This is a genomic window from Streptomyces sp. NPDC101225 (assembly GCF_044767585.1).
Lineage (GTDB): Bacteria > Actinomycetota > Actinomycetes > Streptomycetales > Streptomycetaceae > Streptomyces.
This window is the reverse complement of the sequence record NZ_JBIWOE010000005.1, coordinates 255,639-279,719: the sequence shown is the minus strand read 5'-3', so window position 1 is coordinate 279,719 and position 24,081 is coordinate 255,639. Positions and strand designations below refer to the sequence as shown.

General features: G+C 72.9%; 24 protein-coding genes. 15 read left to right on the top strand and 9 right to left on the bottom strand.

Annotated elements, in window-relative coordinates; translation table 11 throughout:
- Positions 1–19 precede the first annotated feature (19 nt).
- On the top strand, positions 20–1,753 hold the full coding sequence (locus ACIRPX_RS10005; protein WP_404190905.1) for a hypothetical protein: 1,734 nt from the start codon (positions 20–22) through the stop codon (positions 1,751–1,753).
- A gap of 4 nt (positions 1,754–1,757) precedes the next feature.
- On the opposite strand, the gene ACIRPX_RS10000 is transcribed toward ACIRPX_RS10005, so the two are convergent.
- The 5 genes from ACIRPX_RS10000 to ACIRPX_RS09980 all read right to left on the bottom strand — a co-directional run bounded on the left by ACIRPX_RS10000 (position 1,758) and on the right by ACIRPX_RS09980 (position 6,654).
- Complete coding sequence (locus ACIRPX_RS10000) at positions 1,758–2,423, bottom strand: response regulator (RefSeq protein ID WP_404190902.1); 666 nt, start codon at positions 2,421–2,423, stop codon at positions 1,758–1,760.
- On the bottom strand, positions 2,420–3,673 hold the full coding sequence (locus tag ACIRPX_RS09995) for a sensor histidine kinase (protein WP_404191230.1): 1,254 nt from the start codon (positions 3,671–3,673) through the stop codon (positions 2,420–2,422). Before ACIRPX_RS09995 ends, ACIRPX_RS10000 begins: the two co-directional genes overlap by 4 nt.
- Before the next feature lie 144 nt (positions 3,674–3,817).
- Positions 3,818–4,657, bottom strand: a complete 840-nt coding sequence (locus ACIRPX_RS09990) for an ABC transporter permease (protein WP_404190900.1) — start codon at positions 4,655–4,657, stop codon at positions 3,818–3,820.
- Positions 4,654–5,589, bottom strand: coding sequence for an ABC transporter ATP-binding protein (locus ACIRPX_RS09985; protein ID WP_404190897.1), 936 nt, complete (start codon positions 5,587–5,589; stop codon positions 4,654–4,656). The genes ACIRPX_RS09990 and ACIRPX_RS09985 overlap by 4 nt, the downstream gene beginning before the upstream one ends.
- A 273-nt stretch (positions 5,590–5,862) precedes the next feature.
- A complete protein-coding gene (locus tag ACIRPX_RS09980) occupies positions 5,863–6,654 on the bottom strand; it encodes a hypothetical protein (RefSeq protein ID WP_404190894.1) in 792 nt (263 codons plus the stop codon).
- Positions 6,655–6,950: 296 nt separating this feature from the next.
- On the opposite strand from ACIRPX_RS09980, the gene ACIRPX_RS09975 reads away from it, so the two are divergent.
- From ACIRPX_RS09975 to ACIRPX_RS09930, 10 genes are all read left to right on the top strand, one after another.
- Positions 6,951–7,280 carry a TfoX/Sxy family protein gene (locus ACIRPX_RS09975; protein ID WP_404190891.1) on the top strand — a complete coding sequence of 110 codons (330 nt, stop codon included), beginning with the start codon at positions 6,951–6,953 and terminating at the stop codon, positions 7,278–7,280.
- 87 nt (positions 7,281–7,367) lie between these two features.
- Positions 7,368–7,946 (top strand): dihydrofolate reductase family protein, encoded by a 579-nt coding sequence (locus tag ACIRPX_RS09970; protein ID WP_404190888.1) that lies wholly within the window; start codon positions 7,368–7,370, stop codon positions 7,944–7,946.
- A gap of 480 nt (positions 7,947–8,426) precedes the next feature.
- Positions 8,427–10,292, top strand: coding sequence for a phosphatidylglycerol lysyltransferase domain-containing protein (locus tag ACIRPX_RS09965; protein ID WP_404190885.1), 1,866 nt, complete (start codon positions 8,427–8,429; stop codon positions 10,290–10,292).
- A gap of 9 nt (positions 10,293–10,301) precedes the next feature.
- The gene (locus tag ACIRPX_RS09960; RefSeq protein ID WP_404190882.1) at positions 10,302–10,682 is read left to right on the top strand and encodes a BlaI/MecI/CopY family transcriptional regulator; all 381 of its coding nucleotides are present in this window, start codon (positions 10,302–10,304) and stop codon (positions 10,680–10,682) included.
- 200 nt (positions 10,683–10,882) lie between these two features.
- Positions 10,883–11,914, top strand: a complete 1,032-nt coding sequence (locus ACIRPX_RS09955) for a hypothetical protein (protein ID WP_404190879.1) — start codon at positions 10,883–10,885, stop codon at positions 11,912–11,914.
- 52 nt (positions 11,915–11,966) lie between these two features.
- A complete protein-coding gene (locus ACIRPX_RS09950; protein WP_404191227.1) occupies positions 11,967–12,461 on the top strand; it encodes a GtrA family protein in 495 nt (164 codons plus the stop codon).
- Positions 12,462–12,648: 187 nt separating this feature from the next.
- The gene (locus ACIRPX_RS09945; RefSeq protein WP_404190877.1) at positions 12,649–13,122 is read left to right on the top strand and encodes a carboxymuconolactone decarboxylase family protein; all 474 of its coding nucleotides are present in this window, start codon (positions 12,649–12,651) and stop codon (positions 13,120–13,122) included.
- A 221-nt stretch (positions 13,123–13,343) separates the two neighbouring features.
- On the top strand, positions 13,344–14,240 hold the full coding sequence (locus tag ACIRPX_RS09940) for an RNA polymerase sigma-70 factor (protein WP_404190874.1): 897 nt from the start codon (positions 13,344–13,346) through the stop codon (positions 14,238–14,240).
- Positions 14,241–14,450: 210 nt separating this feature from the next.
- Positions 14,451–16,151, top strand: coding sequence for an L-aspartate oxidase (locus ACIRPX_RS09935; RefSeq protein ID WP_404191224.1), 1,701 nt, complete (start codon positions 14,451–14,453; stop codon positions 16,149–16,151).
- Between the two features lie 76 nt (positions 16,152–16,227).
- On the top strand, positions 16,228–16,974 hold the full coding sequence (locus ACIRPX_RS09930) for an SDR family oxidoreductase (protein ID WP_404190871.1): 747 nt from the start codon (positions 16,228–16,230) through the stop codon (positions 16,972–16,974).
- A 55-nt stretch (positions 16,975–17,029) separates the two neighbouring features.
- Here ACIRPX_RS09930 and ACIRPX_RS09925 read toward each other — a convergent pair whose 3' ends face one another.
- The gene (locus ACIRPX_RS09925) at positions 17,030–18,592 is read right to left on the bottom strand and encodes a cytochrome bc complex cytochrome b subunit (protein ID WP_404191222.1); all 1,563 of its coding nucleotides are present in this window, start codon (positions 18,590–18,592) and stop codon (positions 17,030–17,032) included.
- Between the two features lie 139 nt (positions 18,593–18,731).
- On the bottom strand, positions 18,732–18,995 hold the full coding sequence (locus tag ACIRPX_RS09920; protein WP_404191219.1) for a WhiB family transcriptional regulator: 264 nt from the start codon (positions 18,993–18,995) through the stop codon (positions 18,732–18,734).
- A 289-nt stretch (positions 18,996–19,284) separates the two neighbouring features.
- Here ACIRPX_RS09920 and ACIRPX_RS09915 point away from each other — a divergent pair, with 289 nt between their 5' ends.
- Both ACIRPX_RS09915 and ACIRPX_RS09910 read left to right on the top strand, forming a co-directional pair.
- Positions 19,285–20,028, top strand: a complete 744-nt coding sequence (locus ACIRPX_RS09915) for an RNA polymerase subunit sigma (protein WP_404190868.1) — start codon at positions 19,285–19,287, stop codon at positions 20,026–20,028.
- Between the two features lie 110 nt (positions 20,029–20,138).
- A complete protein-coding gene (locus tag ACIRPX_RS09910; protein WP_404190865.1) occupies positions 20,139–21,320 on the top strand; it encodes a Rieske 2Fe-2S domain-containing protein in 1,182 nt (393 codons plus the stop codon).
- A 103-nt stretch (positions 21,321–21,423) separates the two neighbouring features.
- Here ACIRPX_RS09910 and ACIRPX_RS09905 read toward each other — a convergent pair whose 3' ends face one another.
- Positions 21,424–21,669: a DUF397 domain-containing protein gene (locus ACIRPX_RS09905; protein ID WP_404190863.1), complete on the bottom strand. Its 246-nt coding sequence runs from the start codon at positions 21,667–21,669 to the stop codon at positions 21,424–21,426.
- Positions 21,670–21,671: 2 nt separating this feature from the next.
- Entirely contained in the window at positions 21,672–22,538 is an 867-nt protein-coding gene (locus ACIRPX_RS09900) for a helix-turn-helix domain-containing protein (protein ID WP_404190861.1), read from the bottom strand.
- 347 nt (positions 22,539–22,885) lie between these two features.
- Here ACIRPX_RS09900 and ACIRPX_RS09895 point away from each other — a divergent pair, with 347 nt between their 5' ends.
- Together ACIRPX_RS09895 and ACIRPX_RS09890 are read left to right on the top strand one after the other, a co-directional pair.
- Positions 22,886–23,380, top strand: a complete 495-nt coding sequence (locus ACIRPX_RS09895; protein WP_404190859.1) for an ATP-binding protein — start codon at positions 22,886–22,888, stop codon at positions 23,378–23,380.
- Entirely contained in the window at positions 23,377–23,994 is a 618-nt protein-coding gene (locus ACIRPX_RS09890; RefSeq protein ID WP_404190856.1) for a DUF6624 domain-containing protein, read from the top strand. The genes ACIRPX_RS09895 and ACIRPX_RS09890 overlap by 4 nt, the downstream gene beginning before the upstream one ends.
- The last annotated feature ends 87 nt before the right edge of the window (positions 23,995–24,081 follow it).

Below are 24,081 nucleotides of genomic sequence, written 5' to 3'. Positions count from 1 at the left end.
ATGTGTGGAGAGGGCGGACATGAGGACGCACACCGTCGAGACCGACGTGCGGCAGCGCGACGCGCCCTCGTCCGCCGCCGCCCCGCCCTCGGCTGCCGCCGGCGAGGCGCCCCGGCAGTGGCACCGGGGCATGACCTTGCTCGCCACCATCAGCCTGTTCATCGGCACCCGCTCCGCCTGGACGCGGGCGATCCTCGACCACCCGCCCGCCGGCGCGGTCATCTCCGTCTGCTACGCCGGGATCCTCGTGTGCGGGGTGCTCGCCCTCGCGGTGCGCAGCCGGCGGGCCCTGGTCCGGGTGGACGCCGGCGTCCTGGTCCTCGCGATCGCGCTGGTGCTCTGCGGATACTGGCTGACCCACGGCGGCACCGACGAGGGAGTGCTGACCGCGCAGGCGGCGAACGAGATCTGGCACGGCCGGCCGGTCTACGGCCAGGCCTGGCCGTGGCTGTTCGGCACCGCGACGTCCGGCGTCACCAAGACCATGTCGGGCGGGGCGGATCTCACCTACGGATATCCGCCGCTGACCGCCCTGATCGCCGCGCCGGTCCACGCCGTGCTGCACTCGCCCGCGGCCGCCACCCTCGTCACCACCGGCACGCTGATCGCCGGCGCGGTCACGCTGTGGCTGCTCCTGCCGTCCCCCTGGCGGTCGGCGGCCACCGCCGTGTGCCTCGGCTTCGGCATCCTGCCGGGCTACGCCCGCTCCGGATACCCGGCCATCCTCGCGCTGGCCCTCCTCGTCCCGGTGGTGGTCCGCTGGCCGGCCACCGGCGCGGGCGGGCGGCTGGGACACCGCGGGGTGCTGCGGGGCGTGTGTCTGGGCGCCGCCTGCGCGGCCCAGCAACTCGCCTGGTTCTTCGCGCCGTTCCTGCTGATCGGCCTCCACGCGGTGCGGCGCTCCGAACTCGGGGCCCGGCCCGCGTCGGCCGTGGTGGCCCGGTTCGCCGGCGTCGCCGCCCTGACCTGGGCGGGCGTCAACGCCTACTTCGCCGCCCAGGGCTTCTCCGCCTGGCTGCACGGACTGCTGCTGCCGATCACCCAGAAGGCGATCCTGCACGGCCAGGGCCTGATGGGCATCTCCTACTACTTCACCGCCGGCAGCAGCCGCCTGGACTACTACTCCTACGCCAGCATGCTGCTCCTGGCGGGTCTGCTCGCCGCGACCGTGCTGTTCGCCCGGCGCCTGGGCACGGCCATCACCGTCCTGCCCTGGCTGTCGTTCTACCTGGCCACCCGCTCCCAGGACGGCTACTTCCTGATGATGACCCCGCTGTGGCTGGCGGCCGCGGCGACCGTCCCGGCCTCCTGGCTGGCCCACGCCTGGCAGCCCCGGCTGCCCCACCTCTCCGGCCGGCGCGCCAAGGCCGCCGTCGCCGCGGCCCTCCTCGTCCCGGCCCTGCTGTGCGCCACCGTCGCGGCCGCCAGCCCGCCCCCGCTGCGCATGACGCTCACCCCCCGGATCGGCGGCCGGACGCACTCGACCGTGACCGCCGTGACGGTACGCGCGGTCAACACCACCGGCACCGCCCTCGCCCCGCACTTCGCCAGCCGCGTCGGACAGGGCGCCTCCAACTGGTGGACGATCACCAGCGGACCCGCCACCCTCGCCCCGCACAGCAGCGCGGTGTACGTCGTGCGCCCGGCCGGCGGCCACCACTTCCTGCCCCACGGGCGCCGGCGCATGTACCTGATCGCGGTCACCGGAACGCCGATGACGATCAGCAACGCGCGTATCGAGGCCGCCGGATAGCCGCTCAGGTGCACGGCCGGGCGAGACCGTGGTCGTAGGCGAAGATCACCGCCTGGACGCGGTCGCGGGCGCCGATCTTGGCGAGGACGCGGCCGACGTGCGTCTTGACGGTGGACTCGGACAGGACGAAGCGGGTGGCGATCTCACCGTTGGTCCAGCCCCGGCCGATGGCGACGAGGATCTCGCGCTCGCGGTCGGTGAGGGAACCGAGCCCCGGGTCCTGGCCGGAGTCCGCGCGGTGGGCGGGAACGTAGCGCGCGAACTCGTCCAGGAGGCGCCGGGTCAGGGCGGGCGCGATGACCGCGTCCCCGCCGGCCACGGCCCGGATGCCGGCGAGGAGTTCCTCGGGGCGGGCGTCCTTGAGCAGGAAGCCGCTCGCACCCGCGCGCAGGGCGGCGTGCACGTACTCGTCGAGGTCGAAGGTGGTCAGCACGAGGACGCGTGAACGCCCGCCCGCGGCGACGATGCGGCGAGTGGCCTCGATGCCGTCCATGCCCGGCATGCGGACGTCCATCAGGACGACGTCGGGGCGCAGTTCGGCGGCCATGCGGACGGCCTCGGCACCGTGGGCGGCCTCGCCGACGACGTCGGTCTCGGGCAGGGACTCCAGCAGCAGGCGGAAACCGTAGCGCTGCAGCGGCTGGTCGTCGACGACGAGCACGGTGGTCACCGGACACCGCCTCGGGGGGTCAGGTCGAGAACGGCCTCGACGCTCCATCCCCCGCCGCCGGCCGGTCCCGCGCCGACGGTCCCGCCGTAGAGCGCCGCCCGCTCCCGCATGCCCACCAGGCCCTGCCCCTCCTCGTGCGGCCCGGGCCGCCGGTTCGGGCCGGTGTCCCGGACCCGGATGGTCAGCCGGGAGTCCGCCTCCACGATCGCCAGCCGCACCCGGGCGTCCGGGCCGGCGTGCTTGAGGGTGTTGGTGAGAGCTTCCTGGACGATGCGGTACGCCGCCAGCTGCACCCCGCTGTCGAGGGCGTCCATGTCGCCGGAGGTGCGGTAGACGACGTCCCGGCCGGCCGCGCGCACGGTGGCGCACAGGGCGTCGATGTCGCCGAGGCCGGGCTGCGGGCTGAGTTCGGGCCCGCCCGGAGCGGTGTCCGCGGGCTCGCGCAGCACGCCGAGCACGCGCCGCAGCTCGCCGAGGGCCTGGCGGCCGGTGTCACCGATGAGCTGGAGGGCTTCCTTGCCGCGTTCGGGTGCGGTGCCGGTGGCGCAGGCGCCCGCGTCGGCGAGCGTGATGATGACGGAGAGGTTGTGGCCGACGATGTCGTGCATCTCGCGGGCGACACGGGTCCGTTCGGTGGCCGCGGCCAGCCGGCTGCGCTGGTCGCGTTCGATCTCCAGCCGGGCGGCCCGCTCGCGCAGTCCGGCGAGCTGGGCCCGGCGGACGCGGACCATCAGGCCGAGCGCGACGGCCGCGGTCGTGGTGCTCAGCAGGAAGAACAGCGCGTCCCATACGGATACGGCCGGGGACACCCGTACGGCGACCAGCACCATGGCGCCCGCGGTGGTGGCGCACGCCCACGGCAGCTGCCGCAGCCGCCCGTGCAGGGTCAGGCTGTACAGGGCGACGAAGAGCGCGACGTCCGCGCGCAGCGCCGCGCCCAGGGACCACTGCAGGACGAACACCGCGGCGATGACGGCGAAGGCCGCCAGGGGCCTGCGCCGCCGCCACAGCAGCGGCAGGACGAGTCCCGCCTGCAGGACGAGCATGCCCGCGACGGGCAGCTGGGTGACGGCGAGCCGGAAGTGGCGTGGGGCGTCGCCGTCGCCGGCCCCGTCGTGCAGCAGGTCGGGCAGGCAGAACATCAGGAAGACCACGGCCACGACCGCGCTGTCCAGCACCCACGGGCGGTTCCGGTCGGACTGCCGCAACCGCCGGCCGCCCCGGGCGAGCCGGGCGACCAGCGGCTGCATCCCGCTGAGGTCTTCGGTGGTCACGGAGGTCACCTGTTCATGGTGCGGGGTACTGATTCCCGGTGCCGGGACCGATTCATGGTGCCGGGACCGATTCATGGTGCGGGGTGCCGACGGCACCCCCGGCGTGACGACGGTGCCGGGTCAGACGTCGCTGCGTGCCATCCGGTACGCCGCGCCGCCCAGCGCCAGCGCCGTCCAGCACAGGAAGACCAGCATTCCGGCGCCCGGCGACAGCGCGGTCGCGTCGTGGGTCAGGGCGAACATCGACTCCCCGGCGTTGGAGGGCAGGTAGGGGCTGATGTCGTCCTGCCAGGAGCTCGGCAGCAGCGAGACCAGTCCGGGGATCAGCATGAGGGTGGCCACCAGCACCGAGATCCCGCCGGCCACCGACCGCAGCAGGGCGCCCAGCGCGATGCCGATCACGCCGACCAGGCCGAGATACAGCGCGGCGCCCAGCAGGCTGCGCAGGACGCCCGCGTGCGAGAAGTCCATGGCCGCGGGCGTACCCGAGACGATCCCGCTGCCGAAGAAGAAGGCGACGAACGCCCCCAGGGCTCCCACCACCAGGGCGACCAGCCCGTACACGGCCGCCTTGGACCACAGCACGGGCAGCCTGCGGGGCACCGCCGCGAGCGTCGAGCGGATCATGCCGGTCGAGTACTCCCCCGCCGTGATCAGCACGCCGAGGACGCCCAGCGCCAGCTGCGCGAAGTTCGTGCCGAAGAGGGACAGGCTCACGGCCGTGGAACGGGCGAAGTCCCGGTCCATGCGGCCGGAGCCGATGCCCGACTTGTAGCGGGCGGCGGCGATCAGCCCGAAGCCCACCAGGAACAGCAGGCCCAGGCCCAGGGTGATCCAGGTCGAACGCAGGGACCACAGCTTGGCCCACTCCGAGGCCAGCACGCGCCGTCCCGTCACCCGGTAGGCGGGCCGGGCGGGGGCGGTCCTGGACTCCTCGGCGGTCGCGGTGAGTGTGCTCATGCCGGCCTCCCGACGGTCTCGATGCCGGTCGTGCCGTGGTACTCCACGGCATCCCTGGTCAGCTCCATGAAAGCCTCCTCCAGCGACACCGATCGCGCGGTCAGTTCGAACAGCGGGATGCCGTGCTCGGCCGCCGTCAGCCCGATCTGCCGGGCGGTCACGCCGGTCACGTGCAGTTCCTCGGAACCGATGCGGCCCGTGATGTCGACGCCGGGGCCGGCCAGCACCTCCCGCAGGCGCGCCGGGTCCTGCGTCGCGACCTTCACCGTGTCGCCGCCGGCGTCCCGGACGAGATCCCCCACGGTCGTGTCGGCCAGCAGCCGTCCCCGGCCCACGATGATCAGGTGGTCCGCGACCAGGGCCATCTCGCTCATCAGATGCGAGGAGACGAACACCGTGCGGCCCTCACCGGCGAGGGCCTTGAGCAGGTTGCGGATCCAGAGCACGCCCTCGGGGTCCAGCCCGTTGACCGGCTCGTCCAGCATCACCGTCTGCGGGTCGCCCAGCAGGGCGGCCGCGATGCCCAGCCGCTGGCCCATGCCGAGGGAGAAGGCACCGGCACGCTTCCTGGCCACACTGCCCAGCCCGGCCAGGTCGATGACCTCGTCGACCCGGCGGCGCGGAATGCCGTGGGTGAGCGCCAGGGCCCTGAGGTGGTGGTAGGCCGAGCGCCCCGGGTGGACCGACTTCGCCTCCAGGAGAGCGCCGACCTCCTGCAGCGGTGCGTGGTGGCGGGCGTAGTGCTGTCCGTTCACGGTGACGGAGCCGCTCGTCGGGGCGTCCAGGCCGACGATCATGCGCATGGTCGTGGACTTGCCGGCGCCGTTGGGCCCCAGGAATCCGGTCACCGTGCCGGGCTTCACCTCGAAGTCCAGCCCGTCCACGGCGGTCTTCTCGCCGTACCTCTTGGTCAACTGCCGTGCGTCGATCATGCGCGCTCTTCCTGTCGGCCGGCGGTGTCGGTCACCTGCGGCGCCTCACGACCACGCTAAGAGCCGGATCACCCCGAACCGGTGGTACCGGGAGGCTGGATTGCGCCGGGCGGGTGGTACCGCGGTACTACGCCGGTGCGGGCGCTGCGCGAGCGCCGGGCACGCAGCGGGGGGGGCGGGGTACTGCGCGGCGCCGGGCACGAGGGGGACCAAGCGGGGGCGGGCGGGGGGCCGGGGCCGTTCGCGCCCCGGCCGCGGGTGCCGCCCGTCGTGTCATGCCAGGGCGTCGCGCCGGACGTCCTTGCGGGAGGCGGCCACGTAGCCCACGAAGCCGAGGATGGCCACGGTCCAGGACAGCGTGACCGGTCCCAGGCCCAGGGCGAGCCCGCCGCGGGGGTGGCCGACGGCCATCCAGTCGGCGACGGAGGCACCGAGCGGGCGGGTGATGACGTACGCCGCCCAGAACGCGGTCACCGCGTTCAGGCTCCCCCAGCGGTGCGCGGCGGCCGGGACGGCGATCACGGCGGCGTACAGGACGGCGGAGCCCAGGTAGCCCAGGCCGATCGTGGCGGTGAGATCACCGGCGGCGGTGCCCAGTGCGAAGGTGGCCAGTACGGCGGCCCAGTAGAAGGCCTCGCGGCGGCGCGTGCGGATGCTGTGGATGGACAGGGTGCCTTCGCCGCGGTACCAGAGGACGAAGACGGCGGCGAGGGCCGCGAGGAAGAACGGGGTCGACAGCGTGTAGGGCACACCGAGGCCGACGTGCAGGACGTCGGCGGCCATCGTGCCGAACACGCTGACCATCACGATCGCCGTCCAGTAGATCCAGGCGACGTAGCGCCGGACGGCGAACTGCACCACCAGGGCGGCCGCCAGGGCGACGCCGCCGAGACCGACCGCGGGGACGGGGCCGAGCAGATGGGCCAGGAGGTCGGAGGCCGTCTCGCCCATCCCGGTCGTCAGCACCTTGATGATCCAGAAGTAGACGGTCACCTCCGGCACCTTGCTCGCCGCGTGTCGTACGGGGCGCGTGGGCCGGTCGTGCATGAGGTGATCTGTCGTCATGCGGGGCACGATGACACGGCGCCCGGTGATCGTCCCAGACCCCTTTGCCATTGTTTTGGCGCTTCCGGAGCGTGAGTTGGCCGAGGCGCCCACGGGCCTGAACGCAACCTGAACACCGAGGTCCGCGGGCTGGTCAGGGGCGTGCGGCGGGTGTTAGGGACGCTCGCCCGTCCTCATTCCCGCCGATGCCGCGCGCCGCCCCACGTCCGCTGGGATCCTGAGCGCACGGCGCGGAGCACACCCGCCGGCACGGCACACCGGCCGGAAGGAAGACACCCGGCGGGAAGGAGACAGCGATGGCGTACGACGAAGGACTCGCCGAGCGGATCCGGGAGCGGCTGCGTGCCGGTCCCGGGATCACCGAGAGACACATGTTCGGGGGCATCGCCTTCCTGTACCGCGGCAACATGGCCGTCGGAGTCTGGGGCGACGACCTCATGGTCCGGGTCGGCCCCGACGCCGCGGACGCCGCCCTGGCCCGGCCCGGCGCGCGGCGCTTCGACATGACCGGCCGGCCCATGCGCGGCTGGGTCGTGGTGGCGGGCTCCGTCGTCGCGGAGGACGAGGCGCTCGGCGGGTGGCTCGACGAGGGGCACGCGTTCGCGGCGGGCCTGCCGCCCAAGTAGCGCCGCCGCCAGGAGGCCGCGATGACTTTCGCCGGGGCCTCCGGTCTGCCCCTCCGACCCGTGCCCCGTACACGCGAGGAGATCATCATGACCGCCACCTACACCTTCGACGTCTTCTGCAGTCTCGACGGCTTCGGCGCCGCCGGCGGCGACTGGACCGGCTACTGGGGCAAGCAGGGCCCCGAACTCCTCGGCCACCGCCTCTCCTTGTACCGCGAGAGGCAACGGATGGTCTTCGGGGCCACCACGTACCGGGCGTTCGCACAGATGCTGGCCTCCAGCACCGAGGACTCCGAGGTGCGCGACCCCTGGGTCACCCGGATGAGGAACATGCCGGCCACGGTGGTGTCGTCCACCCTCGAAGGAGAGCTCGACTGGCCGGACGCGACCGTCGCCAGGGGCGACGCCGTCGACGTCGTCGCCCGGCTCAAGGAGGAGTCGGACGTGCCGCTGCGCTCGCACGGCAGCCTGTCGATGAACCGGGCGCTGATGGCCGCCGGCCTGGTCGACCGCGTCCAGGTCACGCTCTTCCCGGTCATCACCGGCGAGACCGGCCTCGACCCGATCTTCCGGAACGCGGCCGACTTCGACCTCGAACTGCTCGAAAGCCGCACACTCGACGGCCACATCCAAGAACTCGTGTACCGGCCCACCCTGCACGCCTGAGTCCGGCCGCGCGGGCGGTCACCCGCCGTGACGGCCGCGACGTCACCGTGAACGGCGCCGCCGCGGCGAGGCGCATCACCGTCGCCGTTGCGGGTAACCGCGGGTGCGTCACCACCCGTCCCCCTTCACCCCTACAGCGTGTAGGGTTCTCTGTGTCCTGCACGGTGTGGGGCGGGGCGGGTGGTGAGCGCACGGGAAGAGGCATGGACAGAGCGCCGGGCCCGGACGGCACGGTGCGCGCTCACGGGCCCGCGGGTGCGCGTGCGCCGGAATCATGCGTCGAGCCGTCGCCCGTCCGCCCTCCCCGGCCGGCCTCCGCATCGCGTACGGTGAGCCGGCCCCGCCTCGGGCATCGCGGACCTCCGTCCGGCGCTCTCCCGCACCGCGCCGCGCCGGAGGCCCGGCACGCGGCGACCCACCACGTGTCCCGTCCCCACCTGTCCCGAACCCTCCGCCCGCTCCCCAAGGTGACCGCCAGTCATGTCCGTCCAGCAGCAGTCGGCACCGATCCCCCGTCGGCGCACCGCTCCCGAACAGCCCTCCGCTCCCTCCCGAACACGAGCGCGGGCAGCCGCGTTCACCGTCTGGTACCTGCGGCTCATCGCCCTGGTCAACATCGCGGCGGTCATGTCGGTGCCCTTCCGCCGCGAGGTCGCCGAGCACAACACCGGCCGGATCTACGCCTCGCACACCGCCCACCGCTTCCACGCGCACCACGCGGGTGAGTTCTTCACGCCCTACCTGGCCACGGCCGGCCTGGTCTCGGCGGCACTCGCGATCTTCCTGTCGCTGGTGATGCGGCGCGGGAAGCGGGCCGCCTGGGTGGTCAACATGGCCCTGGCCGGGCCGCTGTTCGCGCTCTACGCCGTCGCCCTCACCCAGGACCCCTACCGCGCTCACCTCTTCAACTGGGTGTCCGCCGTGCTCACCGGCCTGTTCGTGGCCGCGCTGGTGATCGGGCGCCAGGACTTCGAAGCGGTCGGAGACCCGTCCAACCCGAAGCTGGCATTCGCCGTCGGCGCGGGCGGCCTCCTGGCCAGCGGCACCATCGGCACCCTGCTGGTCGGCGCGACCAACACGCTGCAGGGCGCCACCCTGTTCGACAAGGTCGCGTACACGCTGCTGCGGGGCATCAGCGTCGGCCCGCTCGCCGACCGCGTGTCGGCGGTGCACGCGCCGCGCTGGGTGGACGTGATCATCAACCTCCTGATGGCGGCGAGCTTCTGCCTGGTCCTGTACGCCGGATTCCGCTCGCCCCGCGGCCGCGAACTGCTCGGCGAGGACGACGAGGAGCGGTTGCGCGCGCTGCTCGACCGGCACGGCGAGCGGGACTCCCTCGGCTACTTCGCGCTGCGCCGCGACAAGGCCGCCCTCTTCTCCCCCACCGGCAAGGCCGCCGTCACCTACCGGGTCGTCGGTGGCGTCAGCCTCGCCTCGGGTGACCCGATCGGCGATCCCGAGGCATGGCCCGGCGCCATCGACGCCTGGCTCACCGAGGCCCGGCGGCACGCCTGGACGCCCGCCGTGATGGGCGCGAGCGAGGAGGGCGGCGTGGTCTACGCCCGGCACGGCCTGGACGCCCTGGAACTGGGCGACGAGGCCATCGTGGACGTCGCCGACTTCACCCTCGAAGGGCGCGCCATGCGCGTCGTGCGGCAGGCCCACAACCGGGTGCGGCGGGCCGGGTACACCGTGCGCATCCGCCGCCACGCCGACATCCCCGACGACGAGATGGCCACGCTGATCGACCGGGCCGACGACTGGCGCGACGGTGCGACCGAGCGCGGGTTCTCCATGGCACTCGGCCGCATGGGCGACCCGGGCGACGGGCGCTGCGTGATGCTGGAGTGCCGCGACGCCGAGGACCGGCCGCGGGCGCTGCTGAGCTTCGTGCCGTGGGGCGAGCGCGGGCTGTCGCTGGACCTGATGCGCCGTGACCGGGCCTGCGAGAACGGCCTGATGGAGTTCATGGTCGTCGAACTGCTCCTGCATGCAAAGGAGTTGGACGTACGGCGGGTGTCCCTGAACTTCGCCATGTTCCGCGCCGTCTTCGAGCGTGGCGCCCGGCTCGGCGCGGGGCCGGTGCTGCGGCTGTGGCGTTCGGTCCTCACCTTCTTCTCCCGCTGGTGGCAGATCGAGTCCCTCTACCGCGCCAACGCCAAGTACCGGCCCGTGTGGGAACCCCGCTACCTGCTGTTCGCCAAGAGCGCCGACATCCCGCGCATCGGTCTGGCCAGCGCCCGCGCCGAGGGCTTCCTCACCCCGCCGCGGCTGCCTCGGCTGGGGAACCGCCGTGCCCCGGAGGCGGGGGCGCCGGGCGGGGCCCACGGACCCTTCGCGCCGTAGGGTTTCGACATGGCAGGCACATCTCCCGGCGGCGGTGGGGAACGGCGCGGGGCCGGCGCGCTGGAGAGCGAGGTCCTCGCCACCCTCTGGTCGACCGAGGACGCGCTGTCCCCGGTCGAGATCCAGGACCGGCTCGGCGGTGGCCTCGCGTACAACACCGTGCACACCATTCTCAGGCGCCTGTACGACAAGGGGCTGGTGCGGCGGGACGTCGACGGGCGGCGCGGCGCGTACCGCCCGGCGAAGAACGCCGCCGAGGTCACGGCCGAGGCCATGCGCCGGGCCCTGGACCGCGGGCCCGACCCGATCGCCGCGCTGCAGCAGTTCGTGAGCGCGCTGACCCCGCAGGAGGAGCAGGTGCTGCGTGACCTGCTCGACGAGGAGCCGTGAGGGACCGGGCTCCCGCACCACGGCTCCGCGGCACCCTGCGATGTCACCCGACACGACGTAGGTTTGAGGGAGGGAGCCGGTGTCGTCCCGGTCCGGCAGCAGCGGAAGCCGCCGCGCCGTGGGCACCCGGGCACCGGCTTGCGCACCGGGGCGGTCCCGGCGCGCGCCCCGAGCCGGGAACGGCCGATGGGAACGGACCGATGCGAGACTTCGGACAGCAGGCGTCCCGGGTCGGACGCCGGACCGTGCTGCTGGCGGTGAGCGGTCTGGCGTTCGGCGCCGCGGGCTGTTCCACGTCCCGCCCGCGCGCCGCCGCAGCGGGTGCCCGCGGCACCGAGGCGCCCGGACGGCGGCCCTCCGCCGGGGCCGGCACGCCGACGGCGCTCCCGGGCACTCCGACCGCACTGCCGAGGGCCGTGGCCTGGCATCCGGGCCCCGGAGAAGTGGATCCGCAGGTCAAGCTCCGTGCCGTCCGGCTCGTCGAGGCACTGGGCAGCTGGCGCACCGGGGACGGCGGCACGGCCGCGGCACGGCGCCGGGTGTCCGCGCTCGGGCTCGATCCCGGCCTCGCCGACTCCGCGAAACCGCTGCTCGCCGCCGCCGACGAGGCCGTGCTGCGGGTGGTGGACGCCCAGTACGGCGGCATCCTCGCGGACGCGGGCAGCGTGCTGGTGGTCTGCCGGCAGTGGACCCGCGGCGCGGGCACCGTCACCGCGGGCGGCACCACCGTGGACGTACGGCTCAGCCGCGCCCGGCCGCGGTGGACGGTCACCGCCCTGCACCCGGCCGCCCCCGGCCCGGCCCTCTCGTCGCTGCCTGCGCCCGCGCGCAGGGTGCTGGACGACCCACGTGTCGGGCTGCCGCCCGCCGCACGGGCCGACGTGCGCAGCGGGCACATCCATCCCACCGTCCTGGGGGCACTGCTGGAGCTGTCGGGCACGTACCGGGTGAACGTGAGCGTGATCCGCTCCGGGCATCCGCTGTACGTCTTCGGCACCTCCCGCCGCAGCGACCATCCGCGCGGCCGGGCGTTCGACGTGTGGCAGATCAACGGCCGGTCCGTGGTCGATCCGGCCACCCCGCGCCGTCTGGTCGAGTCGTTCATGCGGGACGCGGCGGCGGCCGGCTCCTACAACGTCGGCGGCCCGGTACCGCTGAGCGGCGGGCCCCCGGGCCAGTTCTTCAGCGACCCCACCCACCACGATCATGTCCACGTCGGCTTCGTCACCTGACCGGCGACCGGGCCACCGCTCCCGTCGCACCCGCCGCGCCCTGACGGGCGAGATCGCGCGGTTCGCCGCGGTGGGCGGTCTCGGTGTGCTGGTGAACTTCGCGGTGTTCAACCTGTGCCGTGCGCTGACCCCGCTGCCGGTGGTGCGGTGCAGCGTCGTCGGCACCGTCGTGGCGCTGCTCGTCAACTACGTGGGCTTTCGCTACTTCGCCTACCGCGACCGCGACAAGCGCCGGCCGGCCCGTGAGTTCGCGCTGTTCCTCGTGTTCAGCGTCCTCGGCCTGGTCATCGAGAACGGTGTGCTGTACGCGGCGACGTACGGGTTCGGCTGGGACAGCGCCGTCCAGAGCAACCTGTTCAAGGCGGCGGGCCTCGCGATGGCCACCGCCTTCCGCTTCGCGGTGTACCGGACCTGGGTGTTCCGGCCGCGGGACCCCGGGGACGAGCAGGGACTCGGCCCGGGGGAAGACCCCGGCGGGGTCGGGGCGCGTCCGCGGTCGGCCGTACCGGCGCCACGGCCGGGTCAGGACGGTCGCCCCTGGCCCTGATCAGGGCCGCCCCCCTTCCCCGAGGGCGACGTGGAGCACCTGTCGGCGATGCGCGGCAGATCCGGTCCGCCGGGCGGCGCTGCGGCACGGCATGACGCGGTGACGCAGGTCACGCCCAGGGACCTGTCACAGGGCGTCGGTCCACCTGGTCAAGAGTGCGTATCCGCATCACGGCTAGGAGATCACCGTGGAACCACGTCTCGACTTTTTCACCCACCCCCTCGCGGGCAAGGTGCTGCGCCACATCAACTCCGCGAACAAGGTGGTGGCCGACTCGGCCCTGCCGCATGCGACGCAGGAGCTGGTGAAGATCCGCGCGAGCCAGATCAACGGCTGCGGCTTCTGCACCGACATGCACACCAAGGACGCCACGGCCGGGGGCGAGACCCAGCAGCGCCTCAACCTCGTCGCGGCGTGGCGGGAGGCCACGGTGTTCACGGAGGCCGAGCGCGCCGCCCTGGAGCTGGCGGAGCAGGGCACCCGCGTCGCGGACGCGGCCGGGGGCGTCCCGGACGAGGTCTGGGAGAACGCCGCCAAGCACTTCGACGAGGACCAACTCGCCGCGCTGGTGGGCCTCATCGCGATCATCAACGCCTACAACCGCGTGAACGTGGTCATCCAGCAGCCCGCCGGGGACTACCAGCCCGGCATGTTCGGCTAGGTGTATTGCCGAAGACCCGCCGCCGGAGGGACGGCGCACGCTCCCTCCGGCGGCGGGTCACGTCCCGGACCACCGCTGCCCATTGGCGGGGTCGACCGACCGCGTGTCCGGCAGCGGGCCGCACCTGCGTGAGGACGCGCCGTCCGCGTGGGCCACGTGGCGCCGCCCCTCACGTGCCGGGGACGGCTTGTAGCATGGTGATCCACTTCTGGAGGACTCACATGCGCGCCGGAGACGACCCGGACCCCCTCGCTCGGGCGACGAGGGAATTCATGGCCGCGCGCCCCCAGTTGTTCGGTATCGCCTACCGCGTGCTGGGCAGCGCCACGGAGGCCGAGGACGTCGTCCAGGAGGCATGGCTGCGCTGGCAGCGGACCGACCGCGCGGAGATCCTGGATCCGACCGCCTTCCTGGCAACGGTCACCTCGCGGCTGGCGATCAACGTCGCGCAGTCGGCGAGGAAGCGGCACGAGACGTACACCGGCCCCTGGCTGCCCGAGCCGGTCGACACCAGCAAGGACCCGCAGCTGGGCGCGGAACGGGCGGAGGCGCTCGACCTGGCGGTGCTGTTCCTCCTGGAGAAGCTGAACCCCGTCGAGCGCGCCGCCTACGTCCTCCGGGAGGCCTTCGACTACCCGTACCGGCAGATCGCGGAGATGCTGGAGACGAGCGAGGCCAACACGCGCCAGCTGGTCAGCCGGGCCCGCCGGCATCTGGCGAAGGAACGCAAGGAACCCGTGAGCCCCGAGGCCCACCGGCGGCTGCTGGAGGTGTTCCTCGCCGCCGCTCAGACCGGCGACCTGGCGGTCCTGGAGGACGTGCTCACCGCGGACGTGGTCAGCTACACGGACGGCGGAGGCATCCGCGGAGCGTCCAGGATCCCGGTCGTCGGACGTCTGCACGTCTCGAAGTACCTCGCCGCCTTCGCGCCGCGCTTCTGGCCGCGGTCGGAGGTCCGCCGGGTCGAGGCGAACGGCAGGCCGGCCGTCCTGGTCACCGTCGGCGGCGAGGCCGTGGCCCTGCTCAACATCGAGGCGTCGGAGCGCGGCATCGAACGCGTCATGTGGGTCATGAACCCGGCCAAGCTGGCCCCTTACGTGGCCTCGCTGGACAGCTGAGGCACCCCCTTACCCGGCCTTCCGCAGCAGGGCGATCGCCACCGAGCACGGCCCCGCCTCCCGTCCGCCGTACTGCCGCGGGTGCGGGGCGGCGGCGACCGCGGGACAATGTCACAGAAGCATCACCGGTTCGGTCGTACTGATGAAAGCGCAGGACAACCTCGGCGACCGGAGACGACCGTGGCTCTCACCGAACAACGTCTTTCGACCATGGTGCTGGTGATCGGCACCGGAGGAGCCGGCCTGCGAGCGGCGATCGAACTGGCCGAGGCCGGGGTCGACGTGCTCGCGGTCGGCAAGCGTCCCAAGGAGGACGCGCACACGGCCCTCGCCGCCGGCGGCATCAACGCCGCGCTGGCCACGATGGACCCCGAGGACAGCTGGCAGCAGCACGCGGCGGACACGCTCAAGGAGAGCTATCTGCTGGCCGATCCCCGGACCGTGGAGATCGTCACCCGGGGCGCCGCCCGCGGCATCGACGATCTGGAGCGGTACGGCATGGACTTCGCCCGCGAGGCGGACGGCCGGATCTCCCAGCGCTTCTTCGGGGCGCACAAGTTCCGGCGGACCGCGTTCGCCGGTGACTACACCGGTCTGGAGATCCAGCGCGCCCTCCTGGGACGCGCGCGGGAACTCCGCATCCCGGTGCTGGAGGGCGTGTACCTCACGCGGCTGCTGGTGCACGACGGCGCCGTCTTCGGTGCGTACGGCTTCGACCTGACGAGCGGCAGGCGCCACCTGATCCACGCCGACGCCGTCGTCCTGGCCGCGGGCGGCCATACCCGGATCTGGCGGCGCACCTCCTCGCGGCGCGACGAGAACACCGGCGACTCCTTCCGCCTGGCGGTGGAGGCCGGGACCCGGCTCCGGGACGCGGAGCTGGTGCAGTTCCACCCGTCCGGGATCATCGAGCCGGAGAACGCGGCCGGCACCCTGGTCAGCGAGGCCGCGCGCGGCGAGGGCGGCATCCTGCGCAACGCGCTCGGCGAGCGGTTCATGACGCGCTACGACCCCGAGCGCATGGAGCTGTCCACGCGTGACCGGGTGGCGCTGGCCTCCTACACGGAGATCAAGGAGGGGCGCGGGACGCCCAAGGGCGGCGTATGGCTCGACGTCTCCCACCTGCCCCGGCAGACGATCATGACGCGGCTCCCCCGGGTGTACCAGACGCTGCTGGACCTGCAGATGCTGGACATCACCCGCGAGCCGATCGAGATCGCGCCCACCGCGCACTACTCGATGGGCGGGGTGTGGGTGCGGCCCGAGGACCACAGCACCGACGTACGCGGCCTCTACGCCATCGGTGAGGCCTCCAGCGGGCTGCACGGCGCCAACCGGCTCGGCGGGAACAGCCTCATCGAGCTGCTGGTGTTCGGCCGGATCACGGGCCGGGCGGCCGCCGCCCACTCGGAGTCCCTGACCGCGCAGCCCCGGTCGGCGTCGGCGACCGCCGAGGCCCGCGCGGAGGTGGACGAACTGCTCGCGGCCGACGGTGCGGAGAACGTACGCGCCCTGCAGCGCGCGCTGCGCAACACCATGACCGAGCACGCCGGCGTCGTACGCGACGAAGCGGGACTGCGCGCCGGGCTGACGGAGCTCGCGGCGATCGAGAAGCGGATGGAGGACGTCGGCGTGCACCCGGACATCGCCGGCTATCAGGACCTCGCGCACGCCTTCGATCTCAAGTCCGCCGTCCTGGCGGCCCGGGCCACCCTCGAATCGGCCCTGGAGCGCCGCGAGACCCGGGGCTGTCACAACCGCGCCGACTTCCCCGGCCAGGACCCCGCGCTTCAGGTCAATCTCGTGTGGTCCCCGGACACCGGTGTCACCCGTGAGAGCATTCCGGCCGTTCCGGAAGAGATCTCCGCCCTGATGCAGGAGATCTCGACCGAAGGAAAGCTCGCCGAGTGATCCCGTCACAGGCACAGAGGCTGCCCGGTCTTCTCTTGTGCAGAGGATCGCTTTGTCCCTCCGAAAGGAATGCGTCATGAAGGTCGTAGTGATCGGTGGCACCGGGCTCATCGGCTCGAAGCTGGTCGCCCTGCTGAAGGAAGACGGGCACGAGGCGGTTCCCGCCTCCCCCAGGACCGGCGTCGACACCCTGACGGGCGAGGGCCTGGCCGAGGTGCTGGAGGGGGCTCCGGTCGTGGTCGACGTCTCCAACTCCCCCTCGTTCGCGGACGACGCGGTGATGGAGTTCTTCCGCACCTCCACCACCCACCTGTTGAAGGCGGAGGCCGAGGCGGGCGTGCGGCACCACGTGGCGTTGTCCGTGGTCGGTACCGACCGCCTCCTGGGGAGCGGCTACTTCCGTGCCAAGCAGGTCCAGGAAGACCTGATCAGGGCGTCGGACATCCCGTACACGATCGTCCACGCCACCCAGTTCTTCGAGTTCGCGAAGGGGCTGGCCGACGGGGTCACCGTGGGTGACACCGTGCGCCTGCCCGCCGCCAGGATCCAGCCCATGGTCTCCGACGACGTGGCCGCGGCCGTCGGCCGTGCGACGGTCGGCGACCCGGTGGGTGGCGTGGTGGAGGTCGGCGGCCCGGAGGCGTTCGAGCTCGAGGAGTTCATCCGCATGGGGCTGGCGGCCACGAACGACTCCCGCAAGGTCGTCACGGACCCGGACGCCACTTACTGGGGAGCCGAGTTGGAGGACGACACCCTCCTGCCCGGCCCGGACGCGCAGCTCGCCGGGACCAGGTTCGCCGACTGGCTCGCACAGCAGCGGTAAGGACACGGAGAAGTGGCCCCGGCCGGACGGTGGGGGCCACTTCTCCGTCCGCGGTTCACCCGCCGGCCGGCGGCGTGGGTCCGCCGGCGATCTCCCGGTGCTCCCTCGCGGGCGGCTCGTCGATCGGGATCTGGTCGCCGTAGAAGGTGCGGTTCAGCGCGGCGCGCACGCGGCGCACGGGACGGAATCCGCGGTCCGGTCCTCCCCCGTCGACCGCGCCATCGGGACCGTCGACCGCGGTGCCGGGACCGATCGGCTGGAAGGTGTCGCGCTGCGTGAGCAGGGCCAGCTCCTCCCGGCTGAGCGGCTCGTGGACCTCGACGAAGCCGCCGTTCGGCATGCGCTTGACGAGACCGGTCTCGCGGCCGTGCAGCACCTTGTCGCGGTCCTGGCGCTGCAGGCCGAGTGCCCAGCGCCTGGTGAGGACGTAGAGGAGGGGAGGTACGAGGACGAGGCCGATGCGCACCGCCCAGGTCACCGATTCGACGGCGACATGGAGGCGGGTGGCGATGATGTCGTTCGCGGCGCCGATCAGGGCCACCAGGTAGAAGCCGACCCAGGAGACGCCAAGTGCCGTGCGGACGGGGCGGTTTCGGGGCCGATCCAGCAGGTGGTGCTCACGGGTGTCCCCGGTCACCCATGCCTCGAGGAACGGGTGGACGCCCATGGCGACGAAGACGCCTACGCCCGCGAGCAGCGGGATCAGGTTGTCCAGCGCCAGCGTGTGGCCCCAGAAGGTGAGCTCCCAGCCGGGCATGACCCGCAGCAGGCCGTCGGCGACGCCCATGTACCAGTCGGGCTGGGAGCCGGCCGAGACCTGGTCGGCACGGTAAGGGCCGTACCGCCAGACGGGGTTGATCTGTGCGACCGCGGCGAGGGTGAAGATCACGCCGGCCACGAGGAGGAAGAAGCCCGCGGACTTCACGGCCCGCACCTTCGGCGGCAGGCCCACGACGTTCCTCTCGGTGCGCCCTGGGCCCGGGTACTGCGTGTGCCGGTGGGCGAACGCGAGGAACAGGTGGGCCAGCAGCAGTCCCACCATCAGGGCGGGGATGATCAGCACGTGGATCGTGTGGAACCGGGCCACCAGATCGGTCCCGGGGAACTCGCCGCCGAAGAGGAACATCGAGAGGTACGTGCCGACGATCGGGAGGGACAGGAGCGTGCCGTTCACGACGGCGAGCCCGGTGCCGGACAGCAGGTCGTCGGGCAGGTCGTAGCCGGTCAGTCCGGCGAACATGCCGAGGACCAGCAGCAGGAATCCGAGCACCCAGTTGAGCTCGCGGGGCTTGCGGAAGGCGCCCGTGAAGAAGACCCGCATCATGTGCAGCAGCAGGGCGGCGACGAAGACCAGCGCGGACCAGTGATGGGCCTGCCGGATGAGCAGGCCGCCCCGGACGTCGAAGGAGATGTGCATCGTCGAGTCGAAGGCCTCGGACACCGTCTGGCCGCGCAACGGTGCGTAACTGCCGTGGTATTCCACCTGGTTCATCGAGGGGTGGAAGAAGAGGGTCAGATAGACGCCCGTGATGACGACGACGACGAAGCTGTAGAGGCTGATCTCGCCGAGCAGGAACGACCAGTGGTCGGGAAAGGCCTTGCGCGCCTTTCCGCGCATCAGGCTGTAGAGGCCGAGGCGTCCGTCGGCCCAGTCGGCGGCCTTCTCGCCCCTGCCTCGTCCGGGTACGTCGTTTTCCCGGAGTCCGTCACCCACGCCCCCATCACCGCCATTCCGTGAAGTGTCAGAAGAAGTGCGCTCAGGCCGCAGCGGTGACCGAGTCCCGCGTCCGGCGAGCGTCGGGCCGGCTCATCGCCCGGCGTTCGCTCTCCGTGCTGCCGCCCCAGATGCCGTCCACCCGCCCCGCCTTCAGGGCCCAGCGGAGGCACTGCTCGGCGACCGGGCACCGGGCGCAGACGGCCTTGGCCTCGTCGATCTGGACGAGCGCGGGACCGCTGTCGCCCACGGGAAAGAACAGCTCGGGGTCCTGCCCCAGGCAGGCGGCCCGTTCGTGCCAGGGCAGGGTGGGGTCTCCTCGTACGGCCGTCATGGGAAGCGCGCCTCCAGCCTCGTCGGGGGTGGTACCGGTCTCTGTAGTGGAGACAGGCCGGCCGGCGCAGATGTGACACGGGGGCGAGTGTCGTGCGTCACCGAAGGGGTCACCCACGAGCGTCGAAGGGGGCGTCCGCGGGGAGACGCGTGTCACAACATGCGCCGGTGCCCGGTCAGACCCAGTGAACCGACGCGACGCAAGCGCGGTGCCGGCCGGACTCCGAGGCCGCCCAAGACCTGGTGCGGGAGGGAGGTGCGGTATGGACGAGGCGGACGCGATGCCGATCGCGGACCTGGTCGACGAACGCCGGTATCTGCTGGACGTGGCCCGCGGCATGCTCGGCGGCGCCGGGGAGGCGGAGCGGGTCGTCGACGAGGTCTACCGCCTCTGGTACGGGCTGTCGGACGAGGCGCGTCGGCGGATCGTCCGGCCGAGGGCCTGGCTGGCGGAGAGAGCGGGCCGCAGCTGCCTGCACCGCCTGGCCGGGACCGGGCAGGTCGGGGGCCGCGTCGGGCGGGGCGACGGCGGACCCGCCCTGGGCCGCGCGGCAGCGGAGGCGCTGTCGCCGCCCCCGCTGCGGGAGAGCGCGCGCAGGGGGCGGGCGCGCCGGACCGGCGAGCGGGAGCAGGATGCCGTGGTGCGCGCGGTGGGGCGGGCGTGTCTGGCAGGGAACGGCGAGCTGCTGACGTCGCTGCTGTGCGAGCGGGCGACGGCGTTCGTCGACGGGGGCGGCAAGCTCAGGGCGCCCGACCGGCCGGTCCACGGGCGCCGGCCGGTGGCCCGCACGCTGCTGGCGCTGCTCGCACCGCGGCCGCGCACCGCCTTGAGCGCGCAGTCCGTCAACGGGCGGACCGGTCTCGTCGTCCGCTACGAGCGCCGGGTCGCCGCGGTGATCTGCCTCGACGTCACGGATCACGGCGTCGCCCGGGTCTGGGTGGTCCTCAACCCCGACAAGCTCCGGTCGTGGAACCGGCCTCCGGGCCCCCGGCCCGCGCGGACGTGATTCCGCCCGCGCCGCCCGTCCGCTTCTCAGGACTCCGGGCGGCGTAGGAGTTCGGGCGCGGGGGCGACGCCGAGACTGCCCGTGGCGTGTCTCATGTGCTAAGGAAAGGGATGACCGATACCGAATCCGTGGAAACGCGGAGCGATCGCCCCTCGGGGCATCGCACGACGAACAACAGCAAGACCGACCTTCGGCGTATCGGGGCGCACCCCGACCACTGGTATCCCGTCGCGCTGTCCCGCGACGTGCGCACCGGGCGCGCCTTCGCGGCCACCTTCGCCGGTGAGCGCATCGCGCTCTACCGCGGGCGGAGCGGGACCGTCCACGCGCTGGAGGACCGGTGTGCGCATCGGCAGGTGCCGTTGAGCATGGGTGTCGTCGAGGGGGAGACGCTGCGCTGCTGCTATCACGCGTGGGCCTACCGGGGTGACGGCCGCATCTCGCAGATCCCGTATCTGTCGAAGGGCGACGGCAGGCCGCCGCGCGGGGTGCGCGGCTATCCGGTCCATGAGGCGTACGGCCTGGTGTTCGTCTTCCCCGGCGCCCCGGAGCGGGCGGCGGGCACGCCGCTGCCCGCGCTGCCGACCTTCGGCTCCGCGCGCTACCGGACCATGACGTACTCGCGGACCGTGCGCTGCCACTACTCGTTCATGCACGAGAACCTCCTCGACATGAACCACCAGTTCCTGCACCGGGGCGTGGTCGGCAGACTCCGCCCCGAGCTGCTGGAACACCGGGCGGACGCGCGCTCGGTGGAGGCCCGGTATCTGTTCACGCACGCGGGCGGGAAGCGGAATCGCGGGGCCGGCATCCTGGCCGGCGAGGGCCTCACCGGGCGTGGCTCCAGCGATGTCATGACCATTCGTACGGAGTATCCGTACCAGACGCTCGACCTGGTGCCTCAGGGCGCCGAGCGGCCGGCGTTCCGGCTGTGGGCCGCGTATGTGCCGCGGGACGCCGAGCAGCGGATCTGTCACACCTACGGCCTGCTGATGATCGAGAAGCCTCGGGTGCCGGGTGTGCTCCAGCTGGCCTGGCCGCTCATCAGGCGGTTCACCGAGCGGGTGTTCGCCGAGGACCGGATGGCCGTCGAGGCCGAGCAGCGGGCGTGGGACGAGCAGGGCGGGGACCGCAACCACGAGGTCTTCCCGCTGATCCTGGACGTCCGCGAGGTGCTGCGCGGCAACGGCGTCCCGCTCGGGGCCGCGGGCGGCCGAGCCGCCGCCCCGGTGTGCGGCGGCCCGGCGGCGGCCTGCCACCGGCACGGGGAACCGGGCACTCCGGCCGGCTGACGGCGCACGGCCCCGGACGACGGTCTGGGACGACCGCCGCGCACGACCGCCGCGCACGACCGCTCCGGACGGCCGCCCCGAAAGGCCGCTCCGGACGGCCGCCTCAGGCGACGAGGAAGTCCGCCTGGCCGGCCTTGGCCCCCCGCAGGAAGGAGATCATCTCGTCACGGGTGTAGACGAGCGCGGGCCCTTCGGGGTCCGCGGACTGGCGGAAGGCGACGCTGCCGTCGGGCAGCCGTTTCACCTCGACGCAACTGCCGCCGTTGGTCCCGCTCCAGGGCTTGTGCCAGCCCTCGGCTCCCAGGTCGGCGGCGGGCACACCACTGCGGACGCGGCTCTCGGCTCCCATGGTCACAGCTCCTTGCGCAGGTCACCCAGGATCTCCCTGGTCCGTGTGGCCGGCTCCGCCTGCACGGACATCCGGTCCAGGACGTCGAGATGGGCGGCGACGTCTTCGGGCCGGTCCACGTAGACGGCGCCGGTGAGGTTCTCGGCGTAGACGACGTCGGGCAGTTCGGAGAACTCGAAGCGGAAGTGCTGGAAGGGACCGAAGGCGCCGGGGTGGGCGCCCACGGAGAGGGGCATGATCTGGATACGGACCCCCGGCCGGGCCAGGGACTCGATCAGCCGGTCGATCTGAGCCCGCATCACCTCGGCCCCGCCGACGGGCCGGCGCAGCACGGTCTCGTCGAGGATGGCCCACACGGCCGGTCCCTCCGGCCTGTCGAGAAGGTCCTGGCGCCGGAGGCGCAGGGAGACGCGGCGGTCGATCTCCTCCGTCGACGTGCCGGGGAAGCCGGTGCGCAGGAGGGCGGCCGCGTAGTCGTGCGTCTGCAACAGGCCCGGGACGTAGTGGGGTTCGTACAGGCGGATGACGCCGGCATCGCTCTCCAGGCTCACATAGGCGCTGAACCACTCGGGCAGCACGTCCCGGAAGGCGTGCCACCATCCGGGGCGGTTGGCCTCCCTGGCGAGGGACGCGAAGGCGTCGATCTCCGCCACCGGGACCCCGTAGCGGCGCAGCAGTTCCCGCACGTACGGGATCCGCAGGCCGACCTCGGCCTTCTCGATCCGGCGGACCGTCAGCGACGTCACGCCGAGGACCCGCGCCGCGTCGTCGAACGACACACCGGCCCGCACGCGCAGGGTCCGCAGGCGTCTGCCGAGGACGATCCGCAGGACCGTCGGCGCGCTGCCGCCCGAACGGCTGTCCCCCACATCCACCTCCCGGAAGGGTGGTCACGCTCTGCAGTCTGCCACGGACGCCATGACGCCGACAGAACGATGCGATAGATCTGAAATTATCGGAACGAAGGTTGCGGGCTGCGTTTGCCGGACGTCATAGTGATCGGGTGACCTGTCGCACTGAGCGCTTACGTGGTGCCCAACTGCCGTTGGTGCCAAGGGAACTGATGTTCCGACGGGTCGGCCGGTTCACCTCACCTCCGGACCTCGGCACACCGGCCCGCCGCCGGCGCCGCCGACGGCCACCGGGGCAGCCACCCCACAACAGGGCTGCGTACGAAGGAGGTTCGATGACGGCCTTCAGGGCATCATCGCGCCACATGCCGTCACCCCCACCCGCACCCGACGCGGACACCGCCGTCGCCTCCGTGCCGACCGCTCAACTGCCGCCCTCCAGACCCGTGGTGGACGAGCTCCTGCGCTCCACCTTCCCGGCCGACCCCTCGTGGGGCACCGCGGTACGGCGCCTGGTCACCGAGCGTCTGGCCGCGCTGCTGCCGCATCCCGAGCGGCTCGACGACGCGGCGACGGCGACCGGCGAGCTCTTCGCCAACGCCGTGCGGCACGCCAGCCGCGGCCCGGACGACACGGTCACCGTCGCCATCGAGTGCACCGAGCACACGCTCCGCGTCCTGGTCGCCGACCGCTCCCCCGTGCCGCCGCGGCCACGGCCGGCGGACGAGGTGGCCGAGTCGGGCCGCGGGCTCGCCATCGTCTCCGCGCTGACCGACGGCTGGGGGACGGCGCCACCCGAACCGGGCGCACCGGGCAAGCGGGTGTGGTTCGCGATCGGACGAAGGGGAGCGGCACCGTGAAGGGCACGGCAGGGCGCGTGGGCAGCGGCGTGGACGGCCTCACGCACGGTGACGGACTCCGCGACACCGCACCGCCGAACGCCGCGGCGCCCACCGGGTCCGCCGCAGCCGCTCCCCTGCTGACGGCCTCGGACCTGGCCGCCGAGTTGTCGCGCCGGGCGGACGAGGACCGACGGCTGACGCGCCAGGCGCAGGCCGACCCGACACCGCTGCGCAAGCACCGCATCGCCCAGTGCCACCGGGACAACGCCCAGGCGCTCGCGGCGATCGTCGAGCACCACGGCTGGCCGCACGCCGCCCTGGTCGGCTCGCCCGCCTCGACGGCGGCCCTGATGATCCTGCTGCACGCCCCCGACCTGGGCTTCCGGCTGAGGTGCCGCGACCTGATCGCGCACGCCACCGCGGACGGGTACGTCCCGGCCATCCACCTCGCGTACATCGCCGACCAGTGCGCCGTCGACCTGGGGCAGCCGCAGTTCTACGGGACGCGGATCAATCCGCACACGCTGCGCCCGTACCCCATCCGCCGTCCGCAGAGCGTCGACGAGCGCCGCGGGGACGTCGGCCTGGGCCCGCTCCAGGAGCAGCTGCGGGCCCTGCGCGTCACGGGCTGACACCCGCCGGGCCGCCCGCCTACCACGCCGGGCCGGACACCCGCGTGCGGGGCCCGTTCGACCTGGGCGCCCCAGTTGTGGAGAATC